Below are 18,218 nucleotides of genomic sequence, written 5' to 3'. Positions count from 1 at the left end.
GTCCGCTAAAAGGATGCATCCAGCAAAGTCAAACAAGTCCAGAACCCTACACCACGATACATACCCCTGCCGCGGGGTGGAGCAGCCCGGTAGCTCGTCAGGCTCATAACCTGAAGGTCACAGGTTCAAATCCTGTCCCCGCACCCAAATCTTCTACGTAAAGCCCCCAGGCCAAAGCTGGGGGCTTTCGTCGTTTTCGGCCCTTCGCACGGATCCGCCGGCTTTCGTCATCGCCAGGGCGCACGCATCAATTTTCATATTTGACGTAATGGTTCATATATGATGCCTTGTCGGCAGGCGCTCCGTCAGAGGGCGCGACCGGGAGGAAACGCCTGATGACCCAAGATCCCAGAGCCCGTGAGCAGGGCGCGCGCGCGGGCCTTGCGCCCCTGGTTCTGATCGTCGCGCTGTTCTTCCTGTGGGGCGTGGCCAACAACCTCAATGACGTGCTGATCCCGCACCTGAAGAAGGCTTTCTTCCTCACCGACCTGCAGTCGGGCCTGGTGCAGTCGGCCTTCTATCTCGGCTACTTCTTCCTGGCCCTGCCGGCCGGCCTGCTGATGCGCCGCTTCGGCTACAAGGCCGCCGTGATCGTGGGGCTGCTGCTGTTCGGGGCGGGGGCGCTGCTGTTCTGGCCGGCGGCCGAGCTGCGCCGCTACGAGCTGTTCCTGGGCGCGCTGTTCGTGATCGCCTCGGGCCTGGCGTTCCTGGAGACCTCGGCCAATCCGCTGATCACCGTGCTGGGCGATCCGGGCAGGGCCGAGCAGCGACTGAACCTGGCCCAGGCCTTCAACCCCCTGGGCGCCATCACCGCCGTGGTGGTCGGCCGCCAGTTCATCCTGTCGGGCGTGGAGCCCACGAAGGCGGAGTTCGCGGCCATGAGCCCGGACCAGCTGTCGGCCTTCCAGGCCGCCGAGGCCCAGTCGACCCAGGTTCCCTACCTGATCATCGCCGCCGTGGTGCTGACCTGGACGCTGCTGGTGGCGCTGACCCGCTTTCCGGCGCAGGCCAGCCGACCCGCCGCCGACGCCGTCGAGGACAAGGTCGACCGGCCGATCCTCGGGCTCTTCTCGCGTCCGCGCTTCCTGTTCGGCGTGGTCGCCCAGTTCTTTTATGTCGGCGCCCAGGTGGGCGTGTGGAGCTACATGATCCGCTACGGCCAGCACCAGGTGGCGGGCATGGGCGAGAAGGCCGCGGCGGCCTATCTGTCATGGTCGCTGGTCGGTTTCATGGTCGGACGCTTCGCCGGCACGGCGCTGATGAGCCGGGTCGATCCCTCGCGCCTGATGGCGCTGTTCGCCGCCGCCAACGTGGCGCTGACCCTGGCGGCCGTGGCCATAGGCGGCCACACGGGCCTGCTGGCCCTGGCGGCGACCAGCTTCTTCATGTCGATCATGTTCCCGACCATCTTCGCCGGCTCGCTGAAGGGCCTGGGCCCGCTGACCAAGACCGGCTCGTCGTTGCAGGTGATGAGCATCATCGGCGGGGCGGTGCTGCCGGCGGTGATGGGCGCGGTGTCGGACGCAAGCTCGATCCGCACGGCGATCCTCGTGCCCTGCGCCTGCTTCGCCGTGGTCGGCCTGTTCGCTGTCACCGCCCGCAAGCGCGAGGTCTCGGCCCACGACGCCGTGCTGGTCGGAGGTCACTGAGCATGACGCCGGAACTGATGGACGTGCTGGTCTGCGCTGCGCCGGGGCGACTGGTTCTCGAACGCCGCTCGACGCCGCAGCCGGGGCCGGGCGAGGTGCTGCTGCGCGTGCGCAGGGTCGGGGTGTGCGGCACCGACATGCACATCTATCGCGGCACCCAGCCCTTCCTGTCCTATCCCCGGGTGATGGGCCACGAGCTGTCGGGCGAGGTGGTCTCGGCGCCGGCCGGAAGCGATCTGGCGCCGGGCGATACGGCCTATGTCATGCCCTACCTGTCGTGCGGAACCTGCCCGGCCTGCGCGAAGGGCAAGACCAACTGCTGCATGAACATCCGCGTGCTGGGCGTGCACATGGACGGGGGGCTGGCCGAGTACCTGGCCGTGCCGGAGGGCTTTGTGCGCAAGGTCGAGGGCGTGGGCCTGGACGAGGCGGCGATGGTGGAGTTCCTGGCCATCGGCGCCCATGCCGTGCGCCGGGCGCGGATCGAGCCGGGGCAGGCGGCCCTGGTCGTCGGGGCCGGGCCGATCGGCATCGCCGTCGCCCTGTTCGCGCGGCTGGCGGGGGCGCGGGTGAGCGTGCTGGACGGCCGCGAGGATCGCCTGGCCTTCTGCGCCGAGCACCTGGGCGTGGAGCGGGTGGTCCCCCTCGGCGAGCATACGGCAGAGACGCTGGCCAGCCTGACCCACGGCGCCTTCTACGACCTGGTGTTCGACGCCACCGGCAATCCGGCGGCGATGCAGCAGGGCTTCGGCTATGTCGGCCATGGCGGGACCTATGTGCTGGTCTCGGTGGTGGCGACCGACATCACCTTCTCGGATCCGGAATTCCACAAGCGCGAGATGTCGCTGCTGGGCAGCCGCAACGCCACCCTGGAGGATTTCGACCACGTGCTGGCGGCGATCCGGGCGGGCCAGGTGCCGACGGCGGCGCTGAACAGCCACAAGGCCTCCCTGCATGACCTGGCGCAGGCGCTGCCGGGGTGGATGGAGCCGGCGGCGGGGGTCATCAAGGCCATCGTCGCGTGCTGATCGACGCCCACTGCCATGTCTGGCGGATCGGCGAGAACGACTGTCGATGGCCGGGGCCGGACCTGGCGGCGATCCACCGCGACTTCGGCCTCGACGACCTGCGGGCGGCGGGCGGCCCCGCCGGCGTGGTGCTGGTGCAGTCGCAGCCCAGCGCGCGCGACACCGCCTGGCTGCTGGAGGTGGCGGAAAGCGACCCGCTGGTCCTGGGCGTGGTGGGCTGGGCCGACCTGGCGGCGCCGGACGCGGTGGAGACGATCCTGGCCTTGGCCGTGAACGCCCGGCTGAAGGGCCTGCGCCCGATGCTGCAGGATCTGGAGGACGACTGGGTCCTGAACCCTGCCCTGGCGCCGGCGATCGCGGCGATGGTCGAGGCGGGGCTGGCCTTCGACGCCCTGGTCAGGCCCAGGCACCTGCCGGCTCTGCTGACCTTGGTCCGTCGCTGGCCGGATCTGCGGGTGGTGATCGACCACGGCGGCAAGCCGGCGATCGGGGAGGGCGTCATGCACCCCTGGCGCGACGACATCGCCGCCCTGGCCGCCGAGCCGGGCGTCTTCTGCAAGCTTTCAGGTCTGTTGACCGAGGCCGGCGGCGCGCCGACGGCGCAGGCCCTGGCGCCCTATGTCGCGCATCTGCTGGAAGCGTTCGGGGCCGAGCGACTGATGTGGGGCGGCGACTGGCCGGTGCTGAACCTGGCCGGCGACTACGCCGGCTGGCGGCGGATGTGCGAGGCCTGGGTCCCGCCGGACCGGCGAGCGGCGCTATTTGGCGAGACGGCGCGACGATTCTATCGCTTATAGAAGGCATGTCCGACGCGCCCGCCAAGAAGCGAGAATATCGCGCTCCCGCCCTGGAGAAGGGCCTCGACGTGCTGGAGCTGCTGGCCGCGCACCGGGGCGGCCTGACGCTGGCGCAGATCTCGGCGGCGCTCGATCGTTCGTCCAGCGAGCTGTTCCGCATGGTCCAGGTGCTGGAGGCGCGGGGCTATGTCGGCCGCGCCGCCGACGAGGACGGCCTCGTCCTGACCAACAAGCTCTTCGCCCTGGGCATGACCCGGGCGCCGGCCAAGGACCTTCTGGAAGCGGCTTTGCCGGAGATGCGGGCCTCGTGCCAGGTCACCGGCCAGTCGTGCCACCTGGCCGTGGCCAGCGGCGACCAGATGGTGGTGGTGGCGCGCATCGAGGCCCCGGGCGACCAGGGCTATTCGGTGCGGGTGGGCTATCGCCGCAAGATCGCCGAGGCGACGTCGGGCCTGGTGCTGTTCGCCTTCCAGCCCGAGCGGGTGCGCGAACGCTGGAGCGGGCAGTTACGCGAGGGCGTCTCGGAGGCGGCGTGGGAAGCCTTCCTCGCCAGCGCCGCCCAGGCCCGCAAGGACGGCCACGTGCAGGCCGCCAGCTACGTGACCTCGGCGGTGATCGACCTGTCGGTGCCGGTGCGGGGCGCCGACGGCGTGGTGGCGGCCCTGACCTGTCCGTATGTCGACACGCCCAGCGCGATCTCGATGCCCGAAACCATCGCCAACCTGCAGCGCCACGCCGCCGCCATCAGCGCAGAGATCGGCCCGACGGCGCGGAACGGGGTCTAGGGAAGGCCGGCCAGGTCCCGGTCCATGGCCGCGCCGTCGAACGGCACGACAATGATCTTGCTGCCGTGGCCGTTGTTTCCGGTCTGGTCGTCTTTCGGCGTGTCGACGACGGCGAAGGTCATGGCCACGACATGGCCGTTCTCCATCACCACGCCGGGACGTTCGAGCTTGTTCCAGTTGTTCTTCGTCCCGTCGGCGTAGCGGATGAAGTCGGCGCCGGGCTCGTAGGCCAGGCCTTGGACGCGCCACCCCGAGATCCCGTCGCGCGAGACCAGATGATAGGCGCGGCGCTCGCGCCACTGGTTGACGACGATGTGGTAGAGGCCGCCGCTGAACCAGACGACGGGGTCTTCGAAGGCGCGCATGTCGCGCTGCGGGATGCCGTCGAGGCCGCGATAGACGCTGTCGCCCATCACGGTGTAGGGGCCGAGGATCCCCGTCCTGCTGATCAGGATCTGGCCCGAGCGCGGGACGATCTGGTAGGCGCCGTCGGGCCGCAGCATGACGCTGAAGTTGGCCGGCTTGGCGGGCGTGGCCGTCGGCGTGTCGCGCAGGGCCGTGTCGCCCGGCGTCTTGACCAGCTGGAAGCGGCTCTGGTCGAGGCTGATGGTTCCCTGCTGCGTCCAGGGGCCGTCCAAGCCGTCCGACACGAAGACGTCGCCGCCGCGCGTCTCGCTGACCACGACGGCGTAGCGGCCGTCGTGCATCTTCAGCGCCGTGACGTTGTGGCCGAGGCCGCCCTGGTTCTCGGGCCAGGTCAGCCCCCGGTCGCGATAGGGGCCAAAGAGGGTGTCGCTGATCGCGCTGACCCCCAGGGACTGGCCCCAGGCCTTGTGGCCCAGCGCCYGGTCCCAGCGGCTGGCGAACATGCGGTACTTGCCGTCGGCGCCCTTCAGGATCTGGCCGTCCCAGTAGTTCCACCGGGTCATCGAGCCGTCTTCGAGGCCGTTGCCCGGATCGCGCGGGCCGACCTCGGCGGCGCCCCAGGCCGTGCGGGACAGCTTGGCGCGCGGCATCGGCTTGAAATAGCCGATGAAGGGCTTGGGGCCGAGCGTGGGCACGGCCTCGACGGCCGTCGAGGCGGCCGGGGGCTGTGTTGCTCCGACGGCTGGCGAGGCCATCGGGGCCAGGAGCAGCGCGGCCGCCGCGGCCAGCTTGCTTGAACGCGAGACCATCAAATCACTCCAACGAACTTTTCGGCGACGAGGCTGGTCATGCCCGCTTCAGCACGCCGTTGCGAGCCACCAGCCGCACGCGCTGGCCCCGCTTGAGGTCGACCTCAAGCGTCGAGCCGGCCAGCACCACGGTGTGCTTGCCGGCCTGGTTGGCCGTCAGAACGGCCTCGGTCAGCTTGCCGCCGCTCCAGCGGACATCTACGCCAAGCGCGCCGCGTGCGCGCAGGCCGGTCATGGCGCCGGTGGGCCAGGCCTTGGGCAGGGCGGGCAGCAGGTAGAGGCGGTCGTTGCGGCTCTGCATGACCAGCTCGGTCATGCCCGAGGTCCCGCCGAAATTGCCGTCGATCTGGAACGGCGGGTGGGCGTCGAACATGTTGGGATAGGTGCGCTCGGGGCCCAGCAGCAGCTTGAGGATGCTGTGGGCGCGGTCGCCGTCGCCCAGGCGGGCCCAGAGGTTCAGGCGCCAGGCGATGGCCCAGCCGGTCGACAGGTCGCCGCGCGTCACCAGCGAGGTCCTGGCCGCCTTGGCCAGGTCCGGCGTGGTGTCGACCGAGATCTGGTCGGACGGGAACAGGCCGTAGAGGTGCGAGACGTGACGGTGATGGATGTCGTTTGCGTCGGCGTCCCAGTCTTCCTGCCACTCCTGCAGCTGGCCGTCCTTGCCGATCTTGTAGGGGGCGAGCTTGTCGCGGGCGGCGCGGACTTCGGCGACGAAGGCGGCGTCAGGGCCCAGGATCGCCTCGGCCTTCAGACAGTTGTCGAACAGGTCGCGGATGATCGCCTGGTCCATGGTGGGCCCCGCGACCAGGGACGAGCCGTGGCCGTGGTTGTTCTCGGGCGAGATCGACGGGTTGGTGACCAGCACGCCGAACTTGGGGTCGACCACCAGGGTGTCGAGGAAGAACCGGGCCGAGCCCTTCATCAGCGGATAGACGCGGGCCAGGTAGGCCTTGTCGCGGCCGTAGTCGTAGCGGTCCCAGACGTGCTTGCACAGCCAGGCGCCGCCGGTGGGCCAGACGCCGAACTTGGCGCCGTCGATCGGGCCCGTCGCGCGCCACAGGTCGGTGTTGTGGTGGGTGACCCAGCCGCGCGCGCCATACATGGCCCGAGCCATGCGCTCGCCGGTCTGGGCGATGTCGGCGACCAGGGCGATCAGCGGCTCGACCAGTTCGGGCAGGTCGGTCGGCTCGGCCGGCCAGTAGTTCATCTCGGTGTTGATGTTGATCGTGTACTTGCTGCCCCAGGGCGCAAAGGTCTTGTCGTTCCAGATTCCCTGCAGGTTGGCCGGCTGGCTGCCGGGGCGCGAGCAGGCGATCAGCAGGTAGCGGCCGTACTGGAAGTACAGCGCCTCCAGCGACGGATCGTCAGTKGTCGGCGATTGTTTGATGCGCTCGTCGGTGGGCAGCAGGTMGGCGCGGGTGCGGCCGAAGTCGACGCTGAAGCGGCGGAAGAGGGCGCGGTGATCGGCCTGGTGCCCGGCCAGGAYCTTCGCCCACGGCTTGCCGGCCAGCCTGGCGAGCGTGGCCTTGTTCAGCGCGGCCGGGTCGCCCGAAACGTCGTCGTAGCGGCGATAGCTGGTGGCCGCCGCGATCAGCAGCAGCACCTCGTCGGCGCCCTTCACCGACAGCTTGCCGTCGGCGCCCGCGACCTGGCCGCCCTTGGCGCGCACCTCGACCCGGGTCTCGAAAGTCAGGCGGGCGTCGATGCCCTGCGAGGCCTCGTTCTTGCCGGCGAGGACCAGATGCGCGCCCTCGACCGTCGAGACGGGCTTGGACTTCAGCGGCGAGCTGAAGGAGAGGTCGACGCTGATCGCACCCTTGCGGCTGGCGGTCAGGCGCACGGCGATGACGCCGTCGGGGTGGCTGGCGATCACCTCGCGCAGATAGCTGACGCCGCCGGCGGTGAAGCGCGTGGTGGTGATCGCGCCGTCGAGATCGAGATCGCGGACATAGCCTTCTACGGCTTGCGTCAGGTCGGGGAAGTCGAGCTTCAGGTCGCCGATGGTCTGGTAGGACATCTGGCGCTTGGGCAGGGCCATGAACTTGGCTTCGGCGAGATCGGTGGCCTTGGCGTACTCGCCGGCGTCGATCAGGCGGCGGATTTCGGGCAGGGCGCCCTTGGCCTCGGGATTGATCGGCTCGTAGGGGCCGCCGGCCCAAAGCGTGTCTTCGTTCAGTTGCAGGCGCTCGGCCGCGACGCCGCCGAACACCATGGCTCCTAGTTTGCCCGAGCCGACGGGCAGGGCCTCGACCCATTCCTTGGCCGGCTGGCGGTACCACAGGCGGGGCGCGGCGGCCTTGGCCGGGGCGGAGCGGGCCGGCGAGGCGGCGACCAGGGAGACGCCGGCGGTGGCGGCCAGGGCGGTTCTGCGGGTCACATTCATCTTGTCGCCGTGCCTCGTTCTGAAAGCGAAAACAATCGTGGTGTCGGGAAGAGCGGCCGGAAGGTCAGGGCTGCTCGGAGAGGGCGAAGATCCGGCGCATGTCGCGCCACTTCTCGCTCGGCGCCGAGCCGGGCAGGGGCTTCTGGAAGGCCGACATCAGCCGTTCCCAGGCCCGCACGTCGCGAGAGGCCATGTCGGCCGCCGCCTTGGCTTCCGGCGAGAAGTCCGGCCCTGCCTCGATGACCATGAACAGCCGGTCCTGGACGCGCCAGATCTCCATCTCGACGACGCCCGCCTCGCGGATCGACCGGATCACGGGCTCGGGGGCCGCGCCGGGGCGATGCCAGGCCTCGTAGCGGGCGATCAGGTCGGCGTCGTCCTTGAGGTCGAGGGCGAGGCAGCGACGCATGGTCAGTTGATCCAGCCGCCGTCGATGATGTGGATCTGGCCCGTGGTGAAGGCAGACTCGTCGCTGGCCAGATACAGCGCCAGCTGGGCCAGCTCTTCCGGCCTGCCCAGACGCCCCATCGGCTGGCGGGCGGTGAAGGCCTTGTGGGCGGCCTCGTAGTCGCCGGTATCGGCCAGGCGCTGGTTCAGCGAAGGCGTGTCGACCGTGCCGGGGCAGATGGCGTTGCAGCGGATCCCCTGGCCCACGAAGTCGGCCGCTACGGCTTTGGTCAGGCCGATGACCGCGGCCTTGGTGGCGCCGTAGGCGAAGCGACCCGGCACGCCTTTGATCGAGCTGGCCACCGAGGCCATGTTGACGATCGAGCCGCCGCCGGCCTTCAGCATGGCCGGCAGGAAGGCGCGGATGGCGCGGTACTGGGCCGTGACGTTCAGGTCGTTGGAGAACGCCCAGGCCTGTTCGTCGCAGTCGAGGATGGTTCCTGAATGGACGTAGCCGGCGCAGTTGAACAGCACGTCGATCGCGCCGAGTTCGGCGGCCAGGGCGTTGATGGCGTCGGGATCGCGAACGTCGAGGCGGCGGCCTTCGCAGCCTTCGACCCCGGCCAGCAGATCCTCGTTGAGGTCGGTGGCGATCACCCGCGCGCCCTCGCGGGCGAAGAGTTCGGCGCTGGCCTTGCCGATGCCCTGGGCGGCCGCCGTCACCAGGGCGGTCTTGCCTGAAAGTCTTCCCATCGGTGTCGCCCCTTAACTCACGCGCCGCAGCGGCAGGCAGGCCGGACCGATCGGGTCGAAGGCCTTGTAGGTGAGGATGAATTCCTGGTGGCCCAGGGCTTCGGACACCGTCCGCTCGCCACCGGCCACGGCCAGCACCAGGTCGAAGATCTCGTCGCCCACCTCGTCGAGCGTGCCGCGGCCTTCCATGATCCGGCCGGCGTCGACGTCCATGTCGCCGGCCAGCTTGCGGTAGGTCTCGGGATTGGCGCAGACCTTGATCACCGGCGAGATCGCCGAGCCCACCACAGAGCCGCGCCCGGTGGTGAAGAGCGTCAGGTGCGCTCCGCAGGCGATCAGTTCGACGATCTCGGCGTTGTCGGAGATGTTGGGAAAGCCGAACCGCACCTCGCCGTCGGGCACCACGTCGAGCAGGTAGAGGCCGCCGCTGACCGGCTGGTCGCCGGGCTTGAGGATGCCCACGATCGGGGCCGAGCCCGACTTGGAATAGGCCCCCATCGACTTTTCTTCCTGGGTCGTCAGCCCGCCTTCGGCGTTGCCCGGCGCGAAGCTGCCGTAGCCCATGACGGTGTAGTAGGCCTCGGCCTTGCGGACGCTGGCCTCCAGCGCGATCCCAAGCTCCGGCGTGATCGCGCGATCGGCCATGATCTTCTCGCAGCCGACCAGCTCGCCCGTCTCCTCGAAGACGCAGGCCGCGCCGGCCGCGCCCAGGCGGTCGAACGCGCGCCCGACCGCGGGGTTGGCGGTGATGCCGCTGGTGCCGTCAGAGCCGCCGCAGATGGTGCCGATCACCAGTTCGGAGACGTCCATGGGCGTGCGCGGGGCCTGGCCTGCGACGGCTTTCAGGCGGGCGACGGCTTCGACGCCCTTGCGGACGGTCTGCGCCGTGCCGCCGCTCTCCTGGATGACCAGCACCTCCACGGGGCGTCCGCTGGCGGCGATCGCGGCGCGCAGGGCCTCGCGGTTGAAGCTCTCGCAGCCCAGCGAGATCAGCAGCACCCCGCCGACATTGGGATGCGTGCCGATGGCCTGCATGACCTTCAGCGCATAGGCGTTGGGATAGCAGCCGGGAAAGCCGATCAGGTGGACGTCGGGATCGTCGCTCTTCGTGACGATGGTGCGGGCCACGTGATGGGCGCATTCGACCAGGTAGGCCACCGCCACGACATTGCGGATCCCCTTGCGACCGTCGGCCCGCAGGAAGCCGGTCAGGGCGCTCATGACGAGGCCTCGCCGGTCGCCTGGCGGGTGTGGCTGGCGATGTAGTCGCTCTTCATGTTGTGCATGTGGACATGGGCGCCGGGCGCGGCGGGCGCGGTCATCGAGCCGATCGGCGCGCCGTACTTCAGCACCTTGTCGCCGACGGAAAGGGCGTGGCGGGCGATTTTGTGGCCGACGGCGACGTCGTGCGGCGCGGCCAGCATCGCGCCGTCGATCTCGATCGCCTGGCCGGCCTGGATGGCGGCGGCCAGCACGAGAACGTTGTCGTCCGGATGCAGCAGGATCGGCTTCACGCGGCGGCTCGCGAGACGGGCGTCGGCGCGTCGGGATGCAGCAGACCCTCGGCGCGCAGGTCRCTCCAGAGGGCGGCGGGCAGCTGCATCTCCATCCAGGCGACGGCGTCGGCGACCTGGGCGGGGCCGGCCATGCCGGGGATGACGCTGGCGACGGCCGGGTGGGCGAGGGGGAACTGCAGGGCCGCCGCGGCCAGAGGAACGCCGTGGGCGGCGCAGACGCGGCGCAGGCTCTCCACCCGTGCGACGATCTCGGCTCCGGCCGGTGCGTAATCGTAATGGATCGGCCCGCCGCCGGGCTTCTCGACCAGAGCGCCCGAGTTGAACGGGCCGCCGACGATGATCTTCACGCCCCGCTGCCGGCAGCGCGGCAGGAAGCCGTCCAGAGCGGTCTGTTCCAGCAGGGTGTAGCGGCCGGCCAGCAGGAAGACGTCTAGGTCGGCGTGATCCAGCGCCTCCTCGCAGACGGCCTGCTCGTTGACGCCCAGGCCGATGGCGTCGGTCGCGCCGGCGTCCTTCAGCTGGCGCATGGCGCGGTAGCCGCCGTCCAGGAAGGCGCGCATGTGGCCGGCGTGGGCCTCGCCGTGGGTCAGGCGGCCCAGGTCGTGGGCCAGCAGGATGTCGACGCGGTCACGTCGCAGGCGGCGCAGGCTGGCCTCGAACGAGCGCATGACGCCGTCGTAGCTGTAGTCGAACACCGGCTCGAACGGGGCGGGGTCGACGAAGCCGTGGCGTTCGCGCCGGTCGGTCTTAATAGGCTCCAGCACGCGGCCGACCTTGGTGGAGACGATGACGTCGCGGCCGGCCAGCGCCTCGCCATGGCGGGTCTCGCTGAGGCCGAAGCCATAGTGCGGGGCGGTGTCGAAATAGCGGATGCCTGCGGCCAGCGCCGCGTCGATCACCGCGCGGGCCTGGGCGTCGGACACGGCGGCGTAGAGGTTGCCCACGGCCGCGCCGCCGAAGCCCAGTCGCGGCAACCGCGCCAGGGCCTGCGATCGCTCTTGGGCGACGTCCATCCGCGCTTCCATCCCGTTTATTTATAAAATCGATGTTGCTGGTAAAATTCCATCGCTCGCGCAACGAGTCAATCCGCCACGCATCAAGCGCAGCCATCAGGGCAAAGAAAAAGGGCCCGCCGTGAAGCGGGCCCAGTCAGGGGAAGGAGAAGAAGAGGTCTAGCGGCGCACGCGCAGCGTCACGCCGAAGGTGCGCGGATCGCCCAGGGTGCCGGTGATGGCGCCGGTGTTCCCCGCGCCCAGCGACAGGTAGTAGAGCTTGTCGAAGACGTTACGGCCCCAGACCTGCAGGTCCCAGCTGCCATCCTCGGCGCCGATGCCGGCCCGCAGGTTCAGCAGGGTGTAGCCCTTGATCTTGGAGTACTCCGAGTTCGAGGCGCTGGTGTAGTAGGACGACTTGTAGCTGGCGTCGTAGCCGGCATAGGCCTGCAGGCCGTCGCCGCGCCAGGTTCCGGCGGCCTTGCGATACTCGCCGCCGGTCGAGGCGGCCCACAGCGACGCGCCGGGCAGGCGGCGGCCGGTGAGGTTGCAGTAGGTCGTCAGGTGGATCTCGATCGGGCAGGCGGCCTGCTCGTAGCTGGTGTAGCTGGCGTCGTTGTAGGTGGTCGAGCCGTAGAGGGTCAGGCCGTCGATCGGAGCGGCCCGCAGGTCCAGTTCGACGCCGCGGCTGCGCACGCTGCCGGCGTTGGTCAGGTAGCTGGCGTTGTTGATCAGGTTGACCGCCGTGGTCTGGTAGCCGTCGTCCTGCGTCCAGAAGAGGGCGAGGTTGGCGGTCAGCCGGCGCTCGAACCAGGTGCTCTTCAGGCCGGCCTCGTAGGCGTCGATGGTCTCCGGCGCGATGACCGGATCGACGGCGTTGGCGCCGGAGGTGTTGATGTTCGACAGGTTCAGGCCGCCGGCCTTGTAGCCCCGGGCATAGGTCGCATAGACCAGCGGGCCGGCGTCGAAGGTGTAGGCCAGGGTGATGTTGCCGGTCAGGCTGTCGCCCGAGGTCTTCGAGGCGAACTTGTTGGCCGCGCCGAAGCGGGCCCGCAGGGCGAGCGCGGTGGCCTGGTCGGCGGCGCTGAGGCCCGACAGGTCCGCGCCCCAGGCGGTCTGGTCGAACCAGCCGGTCATCTTCTCGTAGGTGTAGCGAAGGCCGCCGGTGATGTCGAAGCGGTCGGTGACGTGCCAGGTGCCTTGCGCGAAGGCCGCCGCGCTGGTGGTCTCGGGGCTGGAGTGGCTGACGATCGAGTAGTTGTTCAGCGCCGCCGCCCGCACCGTGGCCGAAGCCGCCGCCGGGGCCAGCAGCCAGTCGGCCGCCGCCGGGCCGTAGTAGTTGACGGCCTCGGCCTCCAGATCCTGCCAGAAGTAGTAGAGGCCGGCGACGTAATCGAGCTTGCGGTCGCCTTCGGAGCGGATGCGCAGTTCCTGGCTGAACTGCTGCTGGTCGTTGTCCTGGTGGGCGTCGATGATCGCCGAGACGGTCGTGCCGTCGGCGTCGTTGTGCGGACGCCAGTGCCAGCCGCGCCAGGCGGTGACCGAGGTGATGGTGGCGTCGGCCAGCTTGTAATCGACGATCGCCGAGACCCCGCCATGGGTCTCGAAATAGCTGTTCTTGGTGTTGGTCGAGACGCGGCGCGCGCCCGGATCGATCGGCGGCGGCGTGAAGCCGACGCGGGCGGCGCGGGCCAGATAGCCGTTGGGATAGGCCGCGCCGTCGTCGGCATAGTTGGTGAACAGGCCGGTCAGGACGCTGGCGCTGGTGTTGGAATACTGCTGGCCGTAGTCGCCGGAGAGCTTGATCGAAAGGCTCTCGTTCGGGGTCAGCAGGAACTGAATCCGGCCGCCGAAGTCGTGATAATCCTGGGTCTTCGACCCGTCATAGACGTTGGTCATGTAGCCGCCGCGCTGGGTGTTGGCCAGCGAGACGCGGTAGGCCAGCTTGTCCTCGACGATGGGTCCTGAGCTGATCAGGTGGGCCTGGAAGTAGTCGTAGTTGCCGCCGGTGACGTCGGCGCTGAACTCCGGGGTGAACTTCGGCTCCTTGGTGGCGATCACCAGGGCGCCGGCCGAGGTGTTCTTGCCGAACAGCGTGCCCTGCGGACCGCGCAGCACCTGCACGGAGTCGAGGTCGGCCAGGTCGAACACCGCCTGGCCCGGACGGCCCAGATAGACCTGGTCGAGATAGACGCCGACCGCCGACTGCAGGCCGTCGTTGTAGACCGAGACGTTGTTGCCCAGGCCCCGGATGTTGATGCTGGTGTTGCGCGGGTTGGTGACGCTGACCGACAGGCTGGGCGACAGGGTCTGCAGGTCGYGGACGTTGAAGGCGCGGGCGGCTTCCAGCTGGGCGCCGCCGAAGGCCGAGACGGCCACCGGCACGGTCTGGGCGTCCTCGTCGCGGCGACGGGCTGTGACGACCACGGCCTCCAGGCCCACGGAGTCGTTCGCCGAGGCGGTGGTCGGCTCGGGAGCGGTCTCGGCGGCGAGGGCGGGCGTGGCGCCGGCCATCAGGGCGACGCACGAGGCGGCCAAGGCCAGGCGACGCAGCGTCACGTTGTGGTTGTGGTCACGGCGAGTATTCGCCTGATGGATAGAAACGAGTACGCCCGACATCGCGAGGAGCCCCCATAAACGGCAAGAACAACCGCAGAAAAACGACGATCAGTGACGCGTCGGCGGGCCCTTCGCCGATGCGTCGTCGTTGCGGTGCGAGGGGAGCTTTAAATCCCAACTACTCCGATCGGCATTACAGAAATTCTCAACAGCGCGTTTCGAAATTGTCGTAAGAGCGCTCGCCGCCGGAGGCCTTAGGGGGAAAGGAGAACACGAGGGAAAGCGTCATGAAGACCCATCACACGACCTTGCGCGCACGGCTGCTGGCCGGCGCCCTGATCGCCGCGACCAGCCTCGCGGGCAGCCTGGCCAGCGCAGCGGAACCTACGGTTCCGGCCGCGACCCGCGCCGTCGAGAAGCGTCCGAACTTCTTGGTCATCGTCGCCGATGACTTGGGCTATTCTGACCTGGGCGCGTTCGGCGGCGAGATCGAGACGCCCAACCTGGACGCCCTGGCCAAGGCCGGCGTACGGCTGTCGGGCTTCCACACTGCGCCGACCTGCTCGCCGACTCGCTCGATGCTGATGACCGGCTCGGACAACCACCAGGTTGGCCTGGGCTCGATGGCCGAGGTTCTGACCCCGGGCCAGAAGGGCAAGCCGGGCTACGAGGGTTATCTCAACGACCGCTCGGTGACCGTGGCCGAACTGCTGCGCGACAGCGGCTATCGCACCCTGATGGCCGGCAAGTGGCACCTGGGCCTGGCCGACGACCAGTCGCCGGCCGCACGTGGCTTCGAGCGCTCCTACGCCCTGCTGCAGGGCTTGCAGAACCACTTCGGCGAGGACCAGACCGAGGCCTACAAGGCCGCCGGCGCGGCCTCGACTTTCCGCGAGGACGGCAAGGTGGTGACCTATCCCAAGGGCGTCTACTCGGCCGATTTCTACGGCGACAAGATGGCCCAGTTCATCCGCGATGGGGCGGGCGATAGCCGGCCGTTCTTCGCCTACCTGACCTTCACCGAGCCGCACTGGCCGCTGCAGGCTCCGCCCGAGACCATCGCCAAGTACAAGGGCCGCTACGACGCCGGCTACGAGGCGCTGCGCGAGCAGCGGCTGGCCAGGCTCAAGGCGCTGGGCCTGGTTCCCAAGGACGTCAAGCCGCATCCGTTCATCGACACGCCGGCCTGGAAGTCGCTGACCGCCGAGCAGAAGAAGGACCAGTCGCGTCGCATGGAGATCTATGCGGCGATGGTCGACCGGATGGACCAGAACATCGGCAAGGTGGTCGCCGCCCTCAAGGCGAGCGGCCAGTACGACAACACCGTCATCGTCTTCCTGTCGGACAACGGCGCGGAAGGCAGCCGCATCGACACCGTGCGCGGCGTCACCGATCCGGCCAAGCTGGCGACCCTGCCGGTCGACAACAGCTTCGACAATCTGGGCGCAGGCTCCTCGCACGTGGGCTACGGCCCCGGCTGGGCGCAGGCGGCCACGGCTCCGACCCGCCAGGTCAAGGGCTACACCACCGAAGGCGGCATCCACACGCCGGCCATCGTCGAAGGGCCGGGCGTCAAGGGCGATGGCCGCATCGTCGACTCTCTGGCCCACGTGGCCGACGTCGAGGCCACGGTGCTGGAGCTGGCCGGGGTGAAGCGCCCCGAGACCTATCGCGGCCGCGCGGTCGCTCCGTCGATCGGTCGCTCGTGGGTTCCGGCCCTGGCCAGCGCCGACGCCGGAGTGCGCGGTCCGCAGGACCTGGTGGCCTGGGAGCTGTTCTTCCGCCGCGCGGTGCGCCTGGGCGAGTGGAAGGCGGTCTATCTGCCCAGCGCGCCGGGCGGGGCGGCCTATTCGCGCGAGGCGGTGCTGCCGGCCAACTGGCAGCTCTTCAACCTCAAGAGCGACCCGGCCGAGGCCGTCGACCTGGCCGCCAGCCAGCCCGACAAGCTGAAGGAGCTGGTCGAAGCCTGGAACCGCTACGCCGCCCAGAACGGCGTGGTCCTGCCGCCGCCGCCCGCGCCCGCCAAGGCCGGCGCGCGCTGATGCGGCGCGGCCTTCCTGGAGCGGCGGCGGTGGTGGCGATGCTGGCGGGCCTTTCGGCCGGCGGCTTCACGACCGCCGATCCGGCGGGCGTGGAGGTTGCGGCGATCCGCGCCGCGCCTGCGGGCGCCTGCAAGACCCGGGAAGGCCGCGCCTTCATTCCGGCCGGCGAGGTGTCGCTGGGCGAGGACGGTCCGGGGCGGCCGGGCAGGGCGGTGACGGTGGCGGGCTTCTGGCTTGATCGCCACGAGGTGACCAACCGCCAGTTCGCCGCCTTCGTCGACGCCACGGGCTACGTCACGCAAGGCGAGCGCTACGGGGCCTCGGCGGTGTTCGTCCAGCCCGAGCACCTGTCGGGCATGGACGACGCTGGCCAGTGGTGGAAGCTGGTGCGCAAGGCCAACTGGCGTCGGCCGCATGGCGGCGGCGCTGACGACCTGGCCCATGCCGACGAGCCGGTGGTGCACGTGGCCTATGCCGATGCGGCGGCCTATGCCCGCTGGGCCGGCGGGCGCCTGCCGACCGAAGCCGAATGGGAGCGCGCGGCGCGCGGCGACCAGTCGGGCCCGCGCGCGCCGCAGGCCTGGGCCTATGACGACGACGGCAAGCCGACCGCCAACACCTGGCAGGGCGATTTCCCGCTGGCGCAAAGCAACGAGGATCACTTCACGGGCCTTGCGCCGGTCGGTTGCTTTTCGTCCAACGCCTTCGGCCTCGTCGACATGATCGGCAACGTCTGGGAGTGGACGGCCAGCGCCGCCGGAACCTCGGGCGTCGAGCGCCTGATCAAGGGCGGCTCGTTCCTCTGCGCCTTCAACTACTGCGCCAATTTCCGCCCGGCCGCCTGGCAGGCGCAGGAAGAGGGGATCGGAACCTCGCACGTGGGGTTCCGGGTGGCGTATGAAAAGGCGGCGTGAGCCGATCACCAAGGCCCGTCATTCTCGCCCATGTGGCGAGAATCCCTCTGTCGGCTGCAAGGGCGGATGGGGCGGCGTGCTCAGCACGCCGCTTGCGTCTCGCGAGCCAGCGGAACCAGGGTTTCCCGCCACAAGGGCGGGAATGACGGGAGAATGGTGAAGCGCGTTAGCCCACGATCTCGTTCGCATCTCCATCCAGGTCCACCCGCTGCCGCACGATCTTCAGCCGATCCCCCGCGTCGCGCATCTCGTAGAGCTTGCCGCGGGCGTTCTTGAAGGGGCGGTGGACCACCATCATCAGCTGGCCGTCGAAGCGGTTGAACAGCATGCCGTGGCCGCTGTCGTGGCGGACCAGCGGCGGCAGCTGCTCCCACGGCCCCTCGATCGTTCCGCGGGGCGAGCGCGCCTGCGACTGGACGTAGCCGTCCTTGTCGTAGCTGGACCACAGCATCAGCAGCTGGCCGGTGTTGCTGGTGAAGAGCTGCGGGCCGTCGGTGACGTAGGCCAGATCGCCCTCGGGCTGCTTCTTGCCGTCGGCCCAGGGCGCCTGGCTGGCGGTGAACAGCGTGCGCGGCGGCCCGGCGGCGGCCAGGTCGTCGGTGAGGGGCAAGGCTTCGATGGCGCCGTCGCCCACCTGCAGCCACTCGCGTGAATAGACGTACCAGGGCCGCCCGTCCGGCGCGACGTAGAGCGTGCCGTCTAGGGTCATCCGTTCTTTCGGCGCGATCGGCTCGCCGCCACGGACCACGGTGAATGGTCCCTCGGGACTGTCGGAGACCGCCAGGATCGTGCCCCGCCGATAGGGGCTGCGCTTGCCGACCGGCGGCAGAAGCGCGGCCTCGTCATGGAAGGTGGCGAACAGAAACCAGCGGCCGCGCCACGGATGAACCTCCGGCGCCCAGGCCCCGCCCTTGAACCAGGCGTCGGTGGGAGCCTGGAATACGCAGCGCGGCTTTTCCCAGTTCGCCAGATCGCGGCTGACATACATCATCACGCCCAGGCCGGGCGCTCCGCTGAGGCGGGAGATGTTGGAGGTGTAGAGCCGGTAGAGCCCCGCCTGCGTGTCGGCGACCATGAACGGGTCGTGCAGCGGCATGTTGGGCAGGCGCAGCATCGGTTCGGCGCGAGCGGCGGCGGGCGCCAGCGCCAGGGCGGGGGCCCCGAGGGCGACGGCCCGTCGCGAGGTGTCGATGGGCATGCTTCCTCCGGGCGACGCGATACGAAGCGCGATCTAGGA

The 18,218-nt window shown here is 69.6% G+C and carries 15 protein-coding genes, 1 tRNA gene and 2 pseudogenes; 7 read left to right on the top strand and 11 right to left on the bottom strand.

Annotated elements, in window-relative coordinates:
- Nucleotides 1–70: 70 nt before the first annotated feature.
- From AC1DCG_RS15640 to AC1DCG_RS15620, 5 genes are all read left to right on the top strand, one after another.
- Nucleotides 71–147 (top strand) — tRNA-Met (locus AC1DCG_RS15640).
- Nucleotides 148–335: 188 nt separating this feature from the next.
- Entirely contained in the window at nt 336–1,649 is a 1,314-nt protein-coding gene (gene fucP, locus AC1DCG_RS15635; protein ID WP_476869930.1) for an L-fucose:H+ symporter permease, read from the top strand.
- A gap of 2 nt (nt 1,650–1,651) precedes the next feature.
- Nucleotides 1,652–2,677, top strand: a complete 1,026-nt coding sequence (locus AC1DCG_RS15630; RefSeq protein ID WP_477036726.1) for a zinc-binding alcohol dehydrogenase family protein — start codon at nt 1,652–1,654, stop codon at nt 2,675–2,677.
- Nucleotides 2,671–3,474 carry an amidohydrolase family protein gene (locus tag AC1DCG_RS15625; protein WP_477036725.1) on the top strand — a complete coding sequence of 268 codons (804 nt, stop codon included), beginning with the start codon at nt 2,671–2,673 and terminating at the stop codon, nt 3,472–3,474. The genes AC1DCG_RS15630 and AC1DCG_RS15625 overlap by 7 nt, the downstream gene beginning before the upstream one ends.
- A 5-nt stretch (nt 3,475–3,479) precedes the next feature.
- Nucleotides 3,480–4,259, top strand: a complete 780-nt coding sequence (locus AC1DCG_RS15620; RefSeq protein WP_165259917.1) for an IclR family transcriptional regulator — start codon at nt 3,480–3,482, stop codon at nt 4,257–4,259.
- Here the strand turns inward: AC1DCG_RS15620 and AC1DCG_RS15615 are convergent.
- The 10 genes and pseudogenes from AC1DCG_RS15615 to AC1DCG_RS15570 form a co-directional block, all read right to left on the bottom strand.
- Complete coding sequence (locus AC1DCG_RS15615) at nt 4,256–5,434, bottom strand: glycoside hydrolase family protein (protein WP_477041541.1); 1,179 nt, start codon at nt 5,432–5,434, stop codon at nt 4,256–4,258. The genes AC1DCG_RS15620 and AC1DCG_RS15615 overlap by 4 nt on opposite strands.
- Before the next feature lie 37 nt (nt 5,435–5,471).
- Nucleotides 5,472–7,817, bottom strand: a complete 2,346-nt coding sequence (locus tag AC1DCG_RS15610; RefSeq protein WP_477041540.1) for a glycoside hydrolase family 95 protein — start codon at nt 7,815–7,817, stop codon at nt 5,472–5,474.
- A 64-nt stretch (nt 7,818–7,881) separates the two neighbouring features.
- Nucleotides 7,882–8,226, bottom strand: coding sequence for an L-rhamnose mutarotase (locus AC1DCG_RS15605; RefSeq protein ID WP_165259923.1), 345 nt, complete (start codon nt 8,224–8,226; stop codon nt 7,882–7,884).
- 2 nt (nt 8,227–8,228) lie between these two features.
- On the bottom strand, nt 8,229–8,957 hold the full coding sequence (locus tag AC1DCG_RS15600; RefSeq protein ID WP_477030775.1) for an SDR family oxidoreductase: 729 nt from the start codon (nt 8,955–8,957) through the stop codon (nt 8,229–8,231).
- A gap of 12 nt (nt 8,958–8,969) precedes the next feature.
- A complete protein-coding gene (locus tag AC1DCG_RS15595; RefSeq protein WP_477041539.1) occupies nt 8,970–10,178 on the bottom strand; it encodes a UxaA family hydrolase in 1,209 nt (402 codons plus the stop codon).
- Entirely contained in the window at nt 10,175–10,471 is a 297-nt protein-coding gene (locus AC1DCG_RS15590; RefSeq protein WP_477030773.1) for a UxaA family hydrolase, read from the bottom strand. The genes AC1DCG_RS15595 and AC1DCG_RS15590 overlap by 4 nt, the downstream gene beginning before the upstream one ends.
- On the bottom strand, nt 10,468–11,487 hold the full coding sequence (locus AC1DCG_RS15585) for an aldo/keto reductase (protein WP_477030772.1): 1,020 nt from the start codon (nt 11,485–11,487) through the stop codon (nt 10,468–10,470). The genes AC1DCG_RS15590 and AC1DCG_RS15585 overlap by 4 nt, the downstream gene beginning before the upstream one ends.
- A 159-nt stretch (nt 11,488–11,646) precedes the next feature.
- The gene (locus AC1DCG_RS15580) at nt 11,647–13,365 is read right to left on the bottom strand and encodes a TonB-dependent receptor (protein WP_477030780.1); all 1,719 of its coding nucleotides are present in this window, start codon (nt 13,363–13,365) and stop codon (nt 11,647–11,649) included.
- A gap of 167 nt (nt 13,366–13,532) precedes the next feature.
- A pseudogene (locus AC1DCG_RS15575) lies at nt 13,533–13,608 on the bottom strand (hypothetical protein); the annotation flags it as partial.
- Nucleotides 13,591–13,980, bottom strand: a pseudogene (locus tag AC1DCG_RS15570) (TonB-dependent receptor plug domain-containing protein); the annotation flags it as partial. The pseudogenes AC1DCG_RS15570 and AC1DCG_RS15575, both read right to left, overlap by 18 nt.
- Before the next feature lie 332 nt (nt 13,981–14,312).
- On the opposite strand from AC1DCG_RS15570, the gene AC1DCG_RS15565 reads away from it, so the two are divergent.
- Nucleotides 14,313–16,067 carry an arylsulfatase gene (locus AC1DCG_RS15565; protein ID WP_477036721.1) on the top strand — a complete coding sequence of 585 codons (1,755 nt, stop codon included), beginning with the start codon at nt 14,313–14,315 and terminating at the stop codon, nt 16,065–16,067.
- Complete coding sequence (locus tag AC1DCG_RS15560; protein ID WP_477030770.1) at nt 16,067–16,981, top strand: SUMF1/EgtB/PvdO family nonheme iron enzyme; 915 nt, start codon at nt 16,067–16,069, stop codon at nt 16,979–16,981. The genes AC1DCG_RS15565 and AC1DCG_RS15560 overlap by 1 nt, the downstream gene beginning before the upstream one ends.
- Nucleotides 16,982–17,147: 166 nt before the next feature.
- Here AC1DCG_RS15560 and AC1DCG_RS15555 read toward each other — a convergent pair whose 3' ends face one another.
- Nucleotides 17,148–18,179 carry a glycoside hydrolase family 43 protein gene (locus AC1DCG_RS15555; protein ID WP_477030769.1) on the bottom strand — a complete coding sequence of 344 codons (1,032 nt, stop codon included), beginning with the start codon at nt 18,177–18,179 and terminating at the stop codon, nt 17,148–17,150.
- Nucleotides 18,180–18,218 lie beyond the last annotated feature (39 nt).

The organism is Caulobacter sp. 10L414, assembly GCF_056395525.1.
The sequence above is the reverse complement of the archived record's forward strand: the minus strand, read 5'-3'. Positions and strand labels throughout refer to the sequence as shown.

Bases quoted from the DNA above. Each gene is read 5' to 3' on its own strand.
- AC1DCG_RS15605 (WP_165259923.1), bottom strand. From the start codon at position 8,226: ATGCGTCGCTGCCTCGCCCTCGACCTCAAGGACGACGCCGACCTGATC.
- AC1DCG_RS15565 (WP_477036721.1), top strand. From the start codon at position 14,313: ATGAAGACCCATCACACGACCTTGCGCGCACGGCTGCTGGCCGGCGCC.
- AC1DCG_RS15600 (WP_477030775.1), bottom strand. From the start codon at position 8,957: ATGGGAAGACTTTCAGGCAAGACCGCCCTGGTGACGGCGGCCGCCCAG.
- AC1DCG_RS15580 (WP_477030780.1), bottom strand. From the start codon at position 13,365: ATGACCAACGTCTATGACGGGTCGAAGACCCAGGATTATCACGACTTC.
- AC1DCG_RS15560 (WP_477030770.1), top strand. From the start codon at position 16,067: ATGCGGCGCGGCCTTCCTGGAGCGGCGGCGGTGGTGGCGATGCTGGCG.
- AC1DCG_RS15595 (WP_477041539.1), bottom strand. From the start codon at position 10,178: ATGAGCGCCCTGACCGGCTTCCTGCGGGCCGACGGTCGCAAGGGGATC.
- AC1DCG_RS15630 (WP_477036726.1), top strand. From the start codon at position 1,652: ATGACGCCGGAACTGATGGACGTGCTGGTCTGCGCTGCGCCGGGGCGA.
- AC1DCG_RS15555 (WP_477030769.1), bottom strand. From the start codon at position 18,179: ATGCCCATCGACACCTCGCGACGGGCCGTCGCCCTCGGGGCCCCCGCC.
- fucP (WP_476869930.1), top strand. From the start codon at position 336: ATGACCCAAGATCCCAGAGCCCGTGAGCAGGGCGCGCGCGCGGGCCTT.
- AC1DCG_RS15620 (WP_165259917.1), top strand. From the start codon at position 3,480: ATGTCCGACGCGCCCGCCAAGAAGCGAGAATATCGCGCTCCCGCCCTG.